Source organism: Enterobacter chengduensis (genome assembly GCF_001984825.2).
GTDB classification, from domain to species: Bacteria; Pseudomonadota; Gammaproteobacteria; order Enterobacterales; family Enterobacteriaceae; genus Enterobacter; species Enterobacter chengduensis.
The window spans coordinates 4,856,158-4,870,473 of sequence record NZ_CP043318.1; the positions used below are offsets into that span (position 1 = coordinate 4,856,158).

The 14,316-nt window shown below is 58.5% G+C and carries 14 protein-coding genes; 4 read left to right on the forward strand and 10 right to left on the reverse strand.

Annotated elements, in window-relative coordinates; translation table 11 throughout:
* Positions 1-44 precede the first annotated feature (44 nt).
* Positions 45-998 (forward strand): HTH-type transcriptional regulator MetR, encoded by a 954-nt coding sequence (gene metR, locus FY206_RS23490; RefSeq protein WP_032644783.1) that lies wholly within the window; start codon positions 45-47, stop codon positions 996-998.
* Here the strand turns inward: metR and FY206_RS23495 are convergent.
* From FY206_RS23495 to pldB, 3 genes are all read right to left on the reverse strand, one after another.
* On the reverse strand, positions 886-1,785 hold the full coding sequence (locus FY206_RS23495; RefSeq protein ID WP_032644784.1) for a carboxylate/amino acid/amine transporter: 900 nt from the start codon (positions 1,783-1,785) through the stop codon (positions 886-888). The two genes, metR and FY206_RS23495, sit on opposite strands and share 113 nt — an antisense overlap.
* A gap of 82 nt (positions 1,786-1,867) precedes the next feature.
* Positions 1,868-2,668, reverse strand: coding sequence for a sugar/pyridoxal phosphate phosphatase YigL (gene yigL, locus FY206_RS23500; RefSeq protein WP_021242854.1), 801 nt, complete (start codon positions 2,666-2,668; stop codon positions 1,868-1,870).
* Positions 2,669-2,699: 31 nt separating this feature from the next.
* The gene (pldB, locus tag FY206_RS23505) at positions 2,700-3,692 is read right to left on the reverse strand and encodes a lysophospholipase L2 (protein ID WP_032644785.1); all 993 of its coding nucleotides are present in this window, start codon (positions 3,690-3,692) and stop codon (positions 2,700-2,702) included.
* 109 nt (positions 3,693-3,801) lie between these two features.
* Here pldB and rhtB point away from each other — a divergent pair, with 109 nt between their 5' ends.
* Complete coding sequence (gene rhtB, locus FY206_RS23510) at positions 3,802-4,422, forward strand: homoserine/homoserine lactone efflux protein (RefSeq protein ID WP_032644786.1); 621 nt, start codon at positions 3,802-3,804, stop codon at positions 4,420-4,422.
* Here the strand turns inward: rhtB and rhtC are convergent.
* From rhtC to pldA, 3 genes are all read right to left on the reverse strand, one after another.
* Positions 4,419-5,039 (reverse strand): threonine export protein RhtC, encoded by a 621-nt coding sequence (rhtC, locus tag FY206_RS23515; RefSeq protein ID WP_032644787.1) that lies wholly within the window; start codon positions 5,037-5,039, stop codon positions 4,419-4,421. The genes rhtB and rhtC overlap by 4 nt on opposite strands.
* Before the next feature lie 61 nt (positions 5,040-5,100).
* Positions 5,101-6,930, reverse strand: coding sequence for an ATP-dependent DNA helicase RecQ (gene recQ / locus FY206_RS23520; protein WP_032644788.1), 1,830 nt, complete (start codon positions 6,928-6,930; stop codon positions 5,101-5,103).
* Positions 6,931-7,020: 90 nt separating this feature from the next.
* Complete coding sequence (gene pldA / locus FY206_RS23525; RefSeq protein ID WP_032644789.1) at positions 7,021-7,890, reverse strand: phospholipase A; 870 nt, start codon at positions 7,888-7,890, stop codon at positions 7,021-7,023.
* 163 nt (positions 7,891-8,053) lie between these two features.
* Here pldA and yigI point away from each other — a divergent pair, with 163 nt between their 5' ends.
* Entirely contained in the window at positions 8,054-8,521 is a 468-nt protein-coding gene (gene yigI, locus FY206_RS23530; RefSeq protein WP_032644790.1) for an acyl-CoA thioesterase YigI, read from the forward strand.
* A 51-nt stretch (positions 8,522-8,572) separates the two neighbouring features.
* The gene (gene rarD / locus FY206_RS23535; RefSeq protein ID WP_023309622.1) at positions 8,573-9,469 is read left to right on the forward strand and encodes an EamA family transporter RarD; all 897 of its coding nucleotides are present in this window, start codon (positions 8,573-8,575) and stop codon (positions 9,467-9,469) included.
* A gap of 81 nt (positions 9,470-9,550) precedes the next feature.
* Here rarD and FY206_RS23540 read toward each other — a convergent pair whose 3' ends face one another.
* The 4 genes from FY206_RS23540 to uvrD all read right to left on the reverse strand — a co-directional run bounded on the left by FY206_RS23540 (position 9,551) and on the right by uvrD (position 14,312).
* Positions 9,551-10,693 carry an IS481 family transposase gene (locus FY206_RS23540; protein ID WP_032644791.1) on the reverse strand — a complete coding sequence of 381 codons (1,143 nt, stop codon included), beginning with the start codon at positions 10,691-10,693 and terminating at the stop codon, positions 9,551-9,553.
* A 149-nt stretch (positions 10,694-10,842) separates the two neighbouring features.
* Positions 10,843-11,793 carry a magnesium/cobalt transporter CorA gene (gene corA / locus FY206_RS23545; protein WP_008501540.1) on the reverse strand — a complete coding sequence of 317 codons (951 nt, stop codon included), beginning with the start codon at positions 11,791-11,793 and terminating at the stop codon, positions 10,843-10,845.
* Between the two features lie 150 nt (positions 11,794-11,943).
* On the reverse strand, positions 11,944-12,189 hold the full coding sequence (ysgD, locus tag FY206_RS25880; RefSeq protein WP_080283054.1) for a YsgD/CorL family protein: 246 nt from the start codon (positions 12,187-12,189) through the stop codon (positions 11,944-11,946).
* Positions 12,150-14,312: a DNA helicase II gene (gene uvrD / locus FY206_RS23550; protein ID WP_032644792.1), complete on the reverse strand. Its 2,163-nt coding sequence runs from the start codon at positions 14,310-14,312 to the stop codon at positions 12,150-12,152. Before uvrD ends, ysgD begins: the two co-directional genes overlap by 40 nt.
* Positions 14,313-14,316: the final 4 nt, after the last annotated feature.

A 14,316-nucleotide genomic window follows, 5' to 3' on the forward strand; every position in this document is an offset into this window, starting at 1 on the left:
TATTCCTCAAGCGCAAAATATTCACGGCGAAGTGAAGGACTTTCATGATCGAGATTAAACACCTGAAAACGCTACAAGCGTTGCGGAACTGCGGTTCTCTGGCGGCGGCGGCGGCCACGCTGCACCAGACCCAGTCCGCCCTTTCTCACCAGTTCAGCGATCTGGAACAGCGCCTCGGTTTCCGTCTTTTTGTGCGTAAGAGCCAGCCGCTACGCTTTACGCCGCAGGGTGAAATTCTGCTTCAGCTGGCGAATCAGGTCCTGCCGCAAATCGCCAGCGCGCTTCAAGCGTGTAACGAACCGCAGCAGACCAAACTGCGTATCGCCATTGAGTGCCACAGCTGTATTCAGTGGCTGACCCCCGCGCTTGAGAACTTCCGCCAGAAGTGGCCGCAGGTGGAGATGGACTTTAAATCCGGCGTCACGTTCGATCCGCAGCCCTCGCTGCAGCAGGGCGAGCTGGATCTGGTGATGACCTCTGACATCCTGCCGCGCAGCGGCCTGCACTATTCGCCGATGTTTGATTATGAAGTGCGCCTGGTGCTGGCGCCGGACCATCCGCTGGCGGCCAAAACGCGCATCACGCCGGAAGATCTTGCGACAGAAACGCTGCTGATTTATCCGGTTCAGCGCAGTCGCCTGGATATCTGGCGTCATTTTCTGCAGCCGGCAGGCATTAGCCCGCAGCTAAAAAGCGTGGATAACACCCTGCTGTTGATCCAGATGGTGGCGGCCAGAATGGGCATTGCGGCGCTGCCGCACTGGGTGGTGGAGAGCTTTGAACGCCAGGGCCTGGTGGTGACCAAAACCCTGGGTGAAGGACTGTGGAGCCGACTGTACGCCGCCGTGCGCGACGGCGAGCAGCGTCAGCCGATTACGGAGGCGTTTATTCGCTCAGCGCGGAACCACGCGTGCGACCACCTTCCGTTCGTGCGGAGCGCGGAGCGACCCAGCGGCGATGGACCCACAGTGAAGCCAGGATCACCGCTCCCCCAATAAGGAAGCTCGGCCAGTGCGGCTGTTGCTGCCAGATGGCGAGGTTAACCAGCAGCCCTGCCGGGACATGCACGTTGTTCATGATCCCGAGCGTACCGGCGTCGACCTGCGTCGCGCCGTAGTTCCACATGAAGTACCCCAGCCCGGACGCCACGACGCCCAGCCAGACCAGAACGCCCCACTGCACGCCGGTGGTCGGCAGCTTTTGCGGGTTCCCCAGCATAAACCACGCCGCCACCGCGACGATCGCCGCGCCCATATAGAACCACGCAAACGCGTTATGCTGCGGCATCGGGCGGGTTTCCATCAGGCGTTTGTAGCCCACCATACCGATGGCGAAACTGATGTTGGCGAGCTGGACGAACATCAAGCCGGTCCAGAAGTGATCGCTCACTTTGTCGTAGCGAATAATTGCCGCGCCAATCACCGCCAGCGCCGCGCTCAGGAGGTATCCCCCGCGCAGGCGGCGTCTGCTGAGCAGGTCGTAAATCAGCGTGATGTAGAGCGGCGTCAGCACGGTAAAGAGCAGAAATTCGGAGACGGACAGGTAGAGGTAGGCCCGGAAGCTGAACAGATACATGATGCCGAGCTGCATCGCCCCCACCAGCATATACAGCACAATCGTTTTCAGCGATTGTCCGCGCGTGCGCAGAAACGGCAGGAACACCAGCGCCGCCAGCCCCACGCGCATCAGCACCGAGAAGTAGCTGTCGACCGAGCCGGCAAGGTACTCGCCAATCAGGCTAAAGGAGAAGGCCCACAGGATAGTGGTGATAATGAGTAGCGCCACAATGCTTGTCTCTCAGAAAGAAGGACAGGCATTGTAGCGAACTCTTTAGTTGACAACTGAGCAATAAACAACCAAATGAAGATTATTCAAGGAACAGCTTGCGCAGATACTTCGGCACCGCGTTGTCAGCGTTGGAACCAATCACTTCCAGCTCCGGGTGCAGATCCTTCAGACGCTGATGCGCGTTCTGCATGATGCAGCCCTTGCCCGCCATGGAGAGCATTTCGGCATCGTTCATGCCGTCACCGAAGGCGATACAGTCTTTCAGCTCGAAGCCCAGACGTTTCGCAACCGCTTCCAGCGCGTGACCTTTGGAGACGCCACCCGCCATCACTTCCAGGCAGGTCAGGGTTGAGAAGCTCACGTTCACGCGATCGCCCCAGCGGGCGTTGATCGCCTGCTCCAGCGGGAGCAGCTCTTCGTGGCTGTCGCAGGTGAAGAACACCTTGCTGATCCCTTCCGGCTCCAGCAGGCCCGGCTCGTACAGGGAGTAGTTGAATACCGCTTCCTTGAAGAAACGCATTTCATCCGGGCGGTGGCGGTTCATAAACCAGTCGTCGTCGCGGTAAACGTTGGTGACGATAGCCGGGTTGTTATGCACCACGCCGAACAGATCGGCGGCAATATCGCGATCCAGGTTATGGGTAAAGATCAGGTTGCCGTCAGTATCATGCACGCGCGCACCGTTGGAGGTGATCATGTACGATTTGATCTCAAGATTATCGCGGATCTGCCCCACGTCGACGTGGTGACGGCCGGTGGCGAACACGAAGTTCACGCCGCGGGCGGTCAGAAGCTTCAGGGTCTCTTTCGCGTAAGGCGACAGGGTATGGTCGGGGGAAAGCAGCGTGCCATCTAAATCAGATGCAACAACCTGGTACATAGGGATTTCAACCTCTGGTGGAAAACAAGAATCAATTATGCCTGTTGAAAAATTCAACGATGGCGTTGAGCGCGACTGAGCGCATGGCGTCCTTTTCAAAAAGGATCTCATGGTACGCACCGTTAATGACCAGCGGTTTTCCCCCTTCACAAGGGTGACCGGCGGCAGCGCGCAGTTCACAATAGCGGTCATGCATGCGGTTATCGACCACACGCTCTTCTTCCGCCTGAATCAGGAGCGTTGGCGTGTCGTCATTGCCGACCCCCACCAGCACCTGCTCACCGGCAAGGATACCTTCCCGCACCCAGTGCCAGGTCGGGCCGCCCACGCGTAAACGTGGTTCATCGGCATAAAAGCGCAGGTTGCGGCGATAACGCTGCCGACTGTGGGTTAAGACGTTGATGGCGAACGGCAGCGCGCGCCAGCGTCCTGTCCCGATGGCATAGCCTTCCCGAATGCGCTGATGGCCCTCAGCCCAGTCGAGAAGATGGCGTACCATCCAGTCGGGGAAACGTATGACAATACCGTACATCGGCGCGGTCAGCGCAATGGCATCGCACTGGTGTTCATAACGCTGCAAAAACAGCGTCGATATCGCGCCCCCCATGGAGTGCGCAAGGATGTACCGCTTACGCCAGGGGCCGGGCTGCACTTCCTGCTGCCAGAACGCGGCGAAATCGTCGACGTAATCGCTGAAGCGATCGACGTGCCCACGGTGCGTGTCCGGCAACATGCGTCCGGACAGCCCCTGCCCACGATGGTCGATGATAAGCACATCGAACCCCATATGGACCAAATCGTAGGCCAGTTCGGCGTATTTAACGTAGCTTTCAATGCGCCCCGGGCAAACCACGATTACCCGGTCATTTTTCTCATCACGGAAACGAACGAAGCGTACCGGGATGCCCCCGACGCCCGTAAACTCATCTTCCTCACGCTGGCGCCAGAAATCGGTCAGCGGCCCCATGGAGAAAGCAGCAAATGCGTTTTCTCGTGTTTCCCAGTCCTTTTTCTGCTGAAACATCGGGTTTCTACTCACCTAAGCCAAGGAATATCGTTTTTTCGTCACCGGTCACAAAATGACTCAACAATAGCGTATTGTGGCATAAAAACAGACAATTCGGGAGTTTCAAATGACCTTTGAGTGGTGGTTCGCTTACCTGCTGACATCCATCCTCCTCAGTCTTTCACCGGGCTCGGGCGCGATTAACACCATGACCACCTCCATCAACCACGGGTATCGCGGGGCGGCGGCGTCGATTGCCGGTTTGCAGACCGGGCTGGGCATTCACATCGTGCTGGTCGGGATTGGTCTGGGAACCCTGTTCTCCCGCTCCGTACTGGCCTTTGAAGTGCTGAAATGGGCTGGGGCAGCGTATCTGATTTGGCTTGGCATCCAGCAGTGGCGCGCGGCAGGCTCCATCAACCTGAATACGCTCGCTCAGACGCAAAACCGCGGCCATCTTTTTAAGCGTGCGGTGTTCGTCAACCTGACCAACCCGAAAAGCATTGTGTTCCTCGCCGCGCTGTTCCCGCAGTTTATCGTGCCGCATCAGCCCCAGGTGATGCAGTACGTGGTGCTGGGCGCAACCACCATTATCGTCGATATCATCGTGATGATTGGTTACGCGACGCTCGCGCAGCGGATTGCGGCATGGATAAAAGGGCCTAAGCAGATGAAGGCCCTGAATAAAGTCTTTGGTTCGCTGTTTATGCTGGTTGGCGCGCTGCTTGCGTCAGCGCGTCATGCTTAGCGAGAAATGATGAGATGAATGCCGAAGCCGGCGAACAGCGCGCCGGCGAAGCCGTCAATCCACTTCGCAATGCGCTGGTAGCCGCGGCGCATTGCCGGTAAGGCGAACAGGCTGGCGACGACAGTGAACCAGGCAAAGGTCTCAACGACGATCAGCAGGAAGATGCCCCAGCGCGCGCCCGCGCCAACGCTATCGCCGACAAACAGCGAGAATACCGAGCCGAAATAGATAATCGCTTTCGGGTTCGCCAGGTTGGTCAGCAGCCCTTTCACAAAGCTGCGGCCGCCCGTTGCCAGCTCCACCTTTGGCTCTTCCGGCTTTTTCTCTTCTTTCTTCAGCGCCCCGCGCAGCATCTGGTAGCCCATCCAGCACAGGTACAGCCCGCCGCCCACCATAATGATGTTATGCAGCCAGGCCATCTTCGCCAGGATCAGGTTCAGACCGAGCAGCGCAACGGCCGCCCAGACCATAACGCCCATGGTGATACCGAGCACGCCCATCATCGCCTCTTTGCGGGAGCGACTGACGGCCGTTTGTGATACGAAGAAAAAGTCAGGGCCCGGGCTCATCAGCGCAACGATGTGCACTAACGCCACGGTGAGAAATAGCATCAGCATAATTAACTCGCGGGGAAATAATTCAGTGAGTCATCATCCTGGCACTTTTTTGCCCGGCTGACTACTCCTCATCATCACCGTCGGCATGAGAGCGGATGAGCGCCATAAACTCTTTCCCGAAGCGTTCCAGCTTGCGCGTTCCCACGCCGTTGACGCTGAGCATTTCGCTGGCGCTGAGCGGCATCTGCTCGGCCATCTCAATCAGCGTCGCGTCGTTGAACACCACGTAAGGCGGGATGTTCTCTTCGTCGGCGATGGCCTTACGCAGCTTGCGCAGTTTGGCAAACAGCTTGCGGTCGTAGTTGCCGCCGTAGGATTTCTGCATCACGCGCGGCTTGAGGGCGACCACGCGCGGCACGGCGAGCTTCAGTTCAACGTCACCGCGCAGAACCGGACGCGCGGCTTCCGTCAGCTGTAGCGCGGAGTGCTGAGCAATGTTCTGCGTGGCAAACCCGAGGTGGATCAGCTGGCGAATGATGCTGACCCAGTGCTCGTGGCTCTGGTCCTTGCCAATACCGTAGACGGGCAGCTTGTCGTGGCCCATGTCGCGGATGCGCTGGTTGTTGGCGCCGCGCAGCACCTCCACCACGTAGCCCATCCCGAAGCGCTGGTTCACGCGGTAAATGGTTGAAAGCGCCTTACGCGCGTCCATCAGGCCATCGTACTGCTTCGGCGGATCCAGGCAGATATCGCAGTTGCCGCACGGCTCCTGTCGCCCTTCGCCAAAGTAGTTCAGCAGTACCAGACGACGGCAGGTTTGCGCTTCGGCAAACGCGCCCATCGCGTTGAGCTTGTGGCGTTCGATATCCTGCAGCTGTCCCTGCGGTTTTTCCTCGAGACAGCGGCGCAGCCACGCCATATCGGCCGGATCGTAAAACAGCATCGCTTCCGCAGGCAGACCGTCGCGCCCGGCGCGGCCGGTTTCCTGATAGTAAGATTCGATGTTTCGCGGGATGTCGAAATGCACCACAAAGCGCACGTTGGGCTTGTTGATGCCCATCCCGAACGCCACCGTCGCGACCACTATCTGCAGGTCGTCACGCTGGAATTTCTCCTGCACGTCGGCGCGGATGTGGTTCTCTAATCCGGCGTGATACGCGGCGGCGCTAAAGCCGCGGTTTTGCAGGCGCGCGGCGGTGTCTTCCACCTTCGCGCGGCTGTTGCAGTAGATAATGCCGGACTTGCCGCGCTGCTCCTGGACGTAGCGCAGAAGCTGATCCAGCGGCTTGAATTTTTCCATCAGCATGTAGCGGATGTTAGGGCGGTCGAAGCTGCTGACCTGAATATAGGGGTCGTTCAGCCCTAACAGGCGAACGATATCCAGACGGGTGGTGTCATCCGCCGTGGCGGTCAGCGCCATAAACGGCAGCTCGGGGAAGCGCTGACGCAGCTGGCCAAGCGCCGCGTATTCCGGGCGGAAATCGTGTCCCCACTGGGAAATACAGTGCGCTTCATCCACCGCCAGCAGGACCGGGTTCCAGTGCGCAAGGTGATCGAGGAAGTTATCCAGCATCAGGCGTTCCGGCGCGATATACAGCAGGCGGATCTGCCCGGTGCGGCACCCGGCCATCACCTCTTGCTGCTGCTCCCGGGTTTGCGTGGAGTTAAGACAGGCCGCCGCCACGCCGTTGGCGAGCAGCTGATCAACCTGGTCTTTCATCAGCGAAATGAGCGGAGATACCACCACCGTGAGGCCATTAAGCACCAGCGCGGGCACCTGATAGCAGAGAGATTTCCCGCCGCCGGTCGGCATCACCACCAGGCAATCACGGCCTTCCAGCACCGTTTCAATGATGGTTTCCTGGCCAGGGCGGAACTGCTGGTAGCCAAAGGTTTCATGCAAAACCTGTTTAGCCAGCGACTCCTGATTCAATACTTCCGCCTGCGCCACGTTAACCCCATATGCCTGAAATGAAACAGGCGCTATTTTCAGCGCCTGAGAGAGAAACTTCAACGTTTAACGCAAAAACATTCGAGAAGCCTAGAGAATATCGTTCAGCATCACGCCCACGCCGACGCGGGTCTGGTTGAAGTTATAATCGATAAGCGACTCGCCGTAGCCGCTGTAGACTTGCGTATAAAGGCGGACATGCTTGCTTACCGGATAGCTTAAGCCCACTTCCGCACCGCCGTAGCCGGTGTTCCAGTTGTACTGGCCTTTCGCGCTCAGCACGGCATCACCTAGCTGGTAGCCCACTTTAAGCTGGTAGTAGCCCATATATTTGGTGATATCCGGGTTGTCATCCGTGCTGCCAACCACGTACCACGGCTTCACTTCCACCATCCAGTTGCCGTTCTGCGCCATCAGACGCGTATAGGCACGGTTCCAGCTGCGGGATGTCGGATCGGAGCGTCCGTTAGAGTCGTGGTTAAAGCCCACTTCGACGTCGCGCAGCGTCCAGCCGGCAAATTCATAATCCGTTGCGAAGCCGAGGAACAGCTGCGGCTCATAGTTGGTTTCGCGGAACGGCGAAGATTCGCCGCTGTTAGAGAGCTGCCACCAGGATTTCTGCGTATAAGAGCCACCGAGCACCGAGTTCGGTCCCAGAATGCCGCGCCAGAACGGGAAGGCGAGGCTCAGCTGGAACTTCACCTCGTCTTTACGCGCATTATCAGACCAGTTATAGGAGCTTATTGCCTCCTTGTTCATATCGCTGGTCTGGGTGTAAATCACGTAGTTGGTGTCGTACGGATAGAGCGTGAACGGATTGTCATGCTCCTGAAGAAGGTTCGCGATAATGCTACCGTGCACGGCAGGCTTATCATGCACCTCTTTGATTGTCGCTTCCTGCGCATAGGCTGTGAGGGGCAGCGAAACCGCCGCCAGTAACCAGGCCAGATACGTCCGCATCGGTGGTGTTCTCCTGCAAAAGAGTAAAATTGATTGAATAGTTATGTGGCGGACATTCTACAGACTTCTGCGACAACTGCTGCATCCTCGTTTCTGAAAGTGGAAATCCGTATTATTGAAGCATAAAATCAACATTTCATTAACAATAGGGATGTGAAGCCTCATGTCAGCCATGCTTACCGCCGAAGAAGTGTTAAAGCTCGTGGGCGAGATTTTTGTTTACCATATGCCGTTCAACCGCGCGCTGGGACTGGAGCTGGAGCGTTACGAGAAAGATTTTGCCCAGCTGAGCTTCAACAATCAGCCGATGATGGTGGGAAACTGGGCGCAAAGTATTTTGCACGGCGGGGTGATTGCCTCCGCGCTGGACGTGGCGGCAGGGCTGGTTTGCGTGGGCAGTACGCTGACCCGCCATGACACCATCAACGAAGACGAACTCCGCCAGCGTCTGGCGCGCATGGGCACCATTGATTTGCGCGTCGACTATCTTCGCCCGGGGCGCGGAAATCGCTTTACCTGTAGCAGCAGCCTGCTGCGCGCGGGGAATAAAGTTGCCGTGGCGCGCGTTGAATTACACAACGAAGAGCAGGTGTATATCGCCAGCGCAACCGCCACTTATATGGTGGGTTGAGGCGGCAAAATCGGGTAAAATTGATTCACTTTTTTGTAACGGATTTTCCCGATGGATGCTAAACAGACGCGGCAGGGCGTTTTACTCGCCCTTGCCGCTTATTTTATTTGGGGTATCGCCCCGGCGTACTTCAAGCTTATCGCCTACGTTCCGGCCGATGAGATCCTCACTCACCGCGTTATCTGGTCGTTTTTCTTCATGATCGCGCTGATGAGCCTCAGCCGTCAGTGGTCGGGCGTCAAAACGCTGCTTCAAACCCCGAAGAAAATCTTCCTGCTGGCGCTCTCTGCCGTGCTGATTGGCGGCAACTGGCTGCTGTTTATCTGGGCGGTGAATAACCATCACATGCTCGAAGCGAGCCTGGGTTACTTCATTAACCCGCTGGTGAATATCGTCCTGGGGATGATTTTCCTCGGTGAGCGCTTCCGCCGGATGCAGTGGGTGGCGGTGATTCTGGCCTTCTGCGGCGTGCTGGTGCAGCTCTGGACCTTCGGCTCGCTGCCGATTATCGCCCTCGGCCTGGCGTTCAGCTTTGCGTTCTACGGTCTGGTGCGTAAGAAGATTGCGGTGGAAGCACAGACGGGGATGCTGTTTGAAACCCTGTGGCTGCTGCCGGTGGCGGCGATTTATCTCTTCGGCATCGCCGACAGCGCCACCAGCCATATGGGCAGCAACCCGTGGTCGCTGAACCTGATGCTGATGGCGGCGGGCGTGGTAACCACCATTCCCCTGCTGTGCTTCACCGGCGCGGCAACGCGCCTGCGCCTCTCCACGCTGGGCTTCTTCCAGTACATTGGTCCGACGCTGATGTTCCTGCTGGCGGTAGTGTTTTACGGCGAAGTGCCGGGTGCGGATAAGATGGTGACGTTTGCCTTTATCTGGGTGGCGCTGGCGATTTTCGTCGCGGATGCGATTTATACCCAGCGCAGGGTGCGTAAAGGGCTGTGATGTTGCCCTCACCCTAACCCTCTCCCACTGTACGGTCCGGGGACATGGTAGACAGGTGTTCGGGGACATGGTGAACACTTTTTAACATCCTTTACCCATGGTGATCGACTTTTTCTTCAGGTCGATCACCCCCACTTTCGTGCTGTACCACCACACTTCATAGCAGCCATCCTCCTGCGTCTCCTTCGGCCCCACCCGTTCTCCCCTGAACGCCTTTCCTGCATTCAGACTGGCTCCCTGTAAGCTCAGCTTCCCGCTGATATCCACTTTCCTGACCAGCACACCTTCATCGTATTCCGGGGGCGTCACGCTGCCGCTGTACTGCCGCCCAGACGGCTGATAGCGTGAGGCCGGGACAGCCATATCCAGCGCCTCGTGCGGGCGTTCAAGGTTATAGACCGTCCGCCAGTGGTCAAAGGCACGCTGCAGCTCGCCGCTGTCCGCGAACCATTTCCCCTGCAGCACTTCCGCCTTCAGGCTGCGGTGAAAACGCTCCAGCTTGCCCTGCGTCTGCGGATGATAAGGCCGGGAATGGCCCACCCGGATACCGTGGCGCATCAGCCACAGCTCCAGCGCCGTCCAGGTGCCGGTTGTGTCGCCCCACGGTGAGCCGTTATCCATCGTCATCCGGTCCGGCAGGCCGTAGCGTTCAAAGACGCTGACCAGCTGTTGCTGCACGGTCTCACGCCGTTCATCGGTACAGTGTGTGAGGCACAGGGAAAAACGGGAGTGGTCGTCGAGCAGGGTGAGCGGATGGCAACGGCCGCCGCCAAAGGGGAAGTGCCCCTTAAAATCCATCTGCCAGAGCCGGTTCGGGGCGTCATGTTCGAACCGTCCGGTGGCCGGAATACCCGGAGCCGTGCCGGGCAGCAGGCCGTGACGGGCCATCAGGTTATGGACAGTGCTGAAGGCAGGCATACGGTGGCCCTGGTCTTCCAGCCAGCGCTTAATCTTGCGGGCGCCCCAGCGTTCATGACGGTCATGGGCCATGCGCAGCAGGGCGGTGACGTCGTCAGACGAGCGGTTGGGGGAATGATGCGGCGTGCGGGGGCGGTCCTGCAGGCCGGGTTCGCCCTCGACAGCCCAGCGCTGAAGCCACTTGTAGCCGGTAGCAGGTGAAATGCCGAAGCGACGGCAGAGGGAACGGATGTTCGCCCCGTCCTGCGAGGCGAACAAAACAAACTCGGTACGTAATGACATGGTATCTCTCGCATCCCAGGGCATAAGCGACTCCATAAGCGGGTTCTTATGCCTTAGTTGTAAGTGTCTACCATGTCCCCGAACAAGTGTTCACTATGTCCCCGGACTGTACACCCACAGGGAGAGGGAATTCGATCGTAGGGCGGGTAAGCGCAGCGCCACCCGCCAGATTTTTACAGCCAGTTACGACGCTTAAAGTACAGATACGGCGCCAGCCCCGCGAGGATCATAAAGATAATCGCCCCCGGGTAGCCAAAACTCCACTTCAGTTCCGGCATAAACTCAAAGTTCATCCCATAGCTGGATGCCACCAGCGTCGGCGGCAGGAACACCACGGATACCACCGAGAAGATCTTGATGATGCGGTTCTGCTCGATGTTGATAAAGCCCATCGCCGCCTGCATCAGGAAGTTCACCTTCTGGAACAGGGATTCGTTGTGCGGCAGCAGGGATTCGATATCGCGCAGGATCTCACGCGCCTGCTCCAGCTGACCGCCCGGCAGACGCGCCTTGCGCACCAGGAAGTTCAGCGCGCGCTGGGTATCCATCAGACACAAACGCACCTTCCAGCCGATATCTTCCAGCTCCGCCAGCGTGGAGAGCGCTTCATCGTACTCATCGCCCTGATGGCCTTCCATGATCACGCGGCTCAGCTTTTCCAGATCGCTATAGATGTTTTCAATTTCGTCCGCCAGCTGTTCAATTTTGGTTTCGAACAGGTCGAGCAGCAGTTCGTAAGCGTTGCCGTCGACCATCGCCTGGCTGCGGGCGCGCATGCGGTAGAGGCGGAATGCAGGAAGTTCGCGCTCGCGCAGGGTAAACAGACGGCCGTCGCGAATGGTAAACGCCACGGTGGAGTTGCCCGCGTGGTCTTCCGCATCTTCAAAGAAGAAGAAGGAGTGAATGTGCAGGCCGTCTTCGTCTTCAAAAAAACGCGCGGAGGCTTCGATGTCTTCCAGTTCCGGGCGGGTTGCCAGGCTTTGCCCCAGCTCAGATTGTACGCGAAGGCGCTCATCGTCGTCCGGCTCGACCAGATCCACCCATACGGCATCAATGAGGGGCTGTGACTCTTCGGCTTCAAGCCGAGTCAGTCGGTTATTTTCGAGTTGAAATGCGCTCAACATGACCGGGACTCCCAATGCAAAAAATATCGGACAGTTCGGTGGGCACACAGAAACAAATTGGGTTTCAGACCATTAAACAGCCTGACTCAGCGCGACGGGAATAGTGCAGTCGCTGACAACCACTAAGGCCATCAGCAAGAGGAGATAGCCTTAGGAGTTGTTCCTGGATGACAGGGAATTGAGCCAGCATCTACTGGGTGTGTCCAAGGCGAATGTCCTCTTAGCGTAATCGTGCGCGCATGTTACGCCAGCTATAACTGTGGCGTCAACACGCAACGGAACGCTGAAGGGCATTAATTGACCTTCACCGTATAAGGCTAGCAGATTATTACAAAATAATGATATTTTTCTGAAAGTTAGACTGTTTCCAGCTTCGCATAGGCCGCCACCAGCCATTTGATCCCCTGCCCCTGGAACGCCACCTGCAGGCGGCTGTGCTCGCCGCTGCCTTCCAGATTCACAATGGTCCCTTCGCCAAATTTCGAATGACGCACGCGCTGGCCCAGCTTGTAGCCGGTGTCGGTTTCAGAGATCGGTGACCCCATACGCGGATGGCTGACCGGACGGCTGATGCTGGCCCGCAGACGCACCTCTTCCACGCACTCCTCCGGCAGTTCGCCGATGAAGCGCGACGGACGGTGGTAAACCTCTTTTCCGTACAGGCGGCGGGTTTCGGCGTAGGTTAGCGTCAGCTTTTGCATCGCACGCGTCACGCCCACGTAGGCCAGACGACGCTCCTCTTCCAGACGACCGCCTTCATCCAGCGACATCTGGCTCGGGAACATCCCCTCTTCCATCCCGACGATAAACACCTGCGGGAACTCCAGGCCTTTGGCGGAGTGCAGCGTCATCAGCTGAACCGCATCCTGCCAGGTGTCCGCCTGCCCTTCCCCCGCCTCCAGCGCGGCATGCGACAGGAACGCCTGCAGCGGCATCAGGTCTTCGTCTTCTTCGTTATAGCTGAACTGGCGCGTTGCCGTGACCAGCTCCTCTAAGTTCTCAATACGGGTCTGGCCCTTCTCGCCTTTTTCCTGCTCGTACATGGTGCGCAGGCCGGAGTCTTTAATTACCCGGTCGGTCTGCACGTGCAGCGGCATGTCGACGGTTTCCTGCGCCAGGGCGTCAATCAGCTCAAGGAAGCGCTGCAACGCGCTGGCGGCACGTCCGGCGAGTGCTTTTTCCTGCAGCAGCTCGCGGCACGCCTGCCACAGCGTCAGCTGGCGGTCGCGCGAGGCCTGGCGCACCACGTCCAGCGTGCGGTCACCGATGCCGCGCGTAGGCGTGTTCACCACGCGCTCAAACGCCGCGTCGTCGTTACGGTTCGCAATGAGGCGCAGATACGAGAGCGCGTCTTTGATTTCCTGACGTTCGAAGAAGCGCATGCCGCCGTATATGCGGTACGGCATGCCCACCTGCAAGAGCGCCTCTTCCAGCACGCGCGACTGGGCGTTGCTGCGGTAGAGAATGGCGCACTGCTCCAGCGCGCCGCCGTTGTCCTGCCAGGTTTTAATGCGGTTCACCACGAAGCGCGCTTCGTCGAGCTCGTTAAACGCGCAGTAAATCGAAATCGGCTCGCCGTCGACGCCGTCGGTCCACAGCTTTTTACCCAGACGCCCGTTGTTGTTCTCAATCAGGGCGTTGGCCGCGCTCAGGATGTTGCTGGTTGAGCGGTAGTTCTGCTCCAGACGGATGGTTTGCGCGCCGGGGAAGTCGTTGAGGAAGCGCTGGATGTTCTCTACCTGCGCCCCGCGCCAGCCGTAGATCGACTGGTCGTCATCGCCCACGATCATCACCTTGCCGGTATCGCCGGCCAGCAGGCGGATCCACGCGTACTGGATGTTGTTGGTATCCTGGAATTCGTCCACCAGGATGTTGGTGAAGCGTTCGCGGTAGTGCTGCAGGATGTGCGGCTTGTTGAGCCACAGCTCGTGGGCGCGCAGCAGCAGCTCGGCGAAATCCACCAGGCCGGCGCGATCGCACGCTTCCTGATAGGCTTTGTAGACGTTCTGCCAGGTCTGCTCCACCGGGTTGCCGAAGCTCTGGATATGGTGCGGGCGCAGCCCCTCGTCCTTTTGGCCGTTGATGTACCACATCGCCTGACGCGGCGGCCACTGCTTCTCGTCGAGGTTCATCGCCTTGATCAGGCGCTTCAGCAGGCGGAGCTGGTCTTCGCTGTCGAGAATTTGAAAATCCTGCGGCAGGTTGGCGTCCATATGGTGCGCGCGCAGCAGGCGGTGCGCCAGACCGTGGAAGGTGCCGACCCACATGCCGCCCTGGCTGGTGCCCATCAGCTGGGCGATACGGTGGCGCATCTCTGCCGCCGCCTTGTTGGTGAACGTCACCGCCATGATGGAGTACGGCGAGCAGTTTTCTACGCTCTGCAGCCAGGCGATACGGTGAACCAGCACGCGCGTCTTACCACTGCCCGCCCCAGCCAGCACCAGCAGGTTGGTGCGCGAGGCGGCAACCGCGTCACGCTGTTTGTCATTAAGGCTGTCGAGCAGGTAAGAAACGTCCATTGGC

Excerpts from the sequence above, each read along its gene's own strand:
- metR (WP_032644783.1), top strand. The coding sequence starts at position 45 with ATGATCGAGATTAAACACCTGAAAACGCTACAAGCGTTGCGGAACTGC.
- yigL (WP_021242854.1), bottom strand. The coding sequence starts at position 2,668 with ATGTACCAGGTTGTTGCATCTGATTTAGATGGCACGCTGCTTTCCCCC.
- pldB (WP_032644785.1), bottom strand. The coding sequence starts at position 3,692 with ATGTTTCAGCAGAAAAAGGACTGGGAAACACGAGAAAACGCATTTGCT.
- rhtB (WP_032644786.1), top strand. The coding sequence starts at position 3,802 with ATGACCTTTGAGTGGTGGTTCGCTTACCTGCTGACATCCATCCTCCTC.
- rhtC (WP_032644787.1), bottom strand. The coding sequence starts at position 5,039 with ATGCTGATGCTATTTCTCACCGTGGCGTTAGTGCACATCGTTGCGCTG.
- pldA (WP_032644789.1), bottom strand. The coding sequence starts at position 7,890 with ATGCGGACGTATCTGGCCTGGTTACTGGCGGCGGTTTCGCTGCCCCTC.
- yigI (WP_032644790.1), top strand. The coding sequence starts at position 8,054 with ATGTCAGCCATGCTTACCGCCGAAGAAGTGTTAAAGCTCGTGGGCGAG.
- rarD (WP_023309622.1), top strand. The coding sequence starts at position 8,573 with ATGGATGCTAAACAGACGCGGCAGGGCGTTTTACTCGCCCTTGCCGCT.
- FY206_RS23540 (WP_032644791.1), bottom strand. The coding sequence starts at position 10,693 with ATGCCCTGGGATGCGAGAGATACCATGTCATTACGTACCGAGTTTGTT.
- corA (WP_008501540.1), bottom strand. The coding sequence starts at position 11,793 with ATGTTGAGCGCATTTCAACTCGAAAATAACCGACTGACTCGGCTTGAA.
- ysgD (WP_080283054.1), bottom strand. The coding sequence starts at position 12,189 with ATGGCTGGTGGCGGCCTATGCGAAGCTGGAAACAGTCTAACTTTCAGA.
- uvrD (WP_032644792.1), bottom strand. The coding sequence starts at position 14,312 with ATGGACGTTTCTTACCTGCTCGACAGCCTTAATGACAAACAGCGTGAC.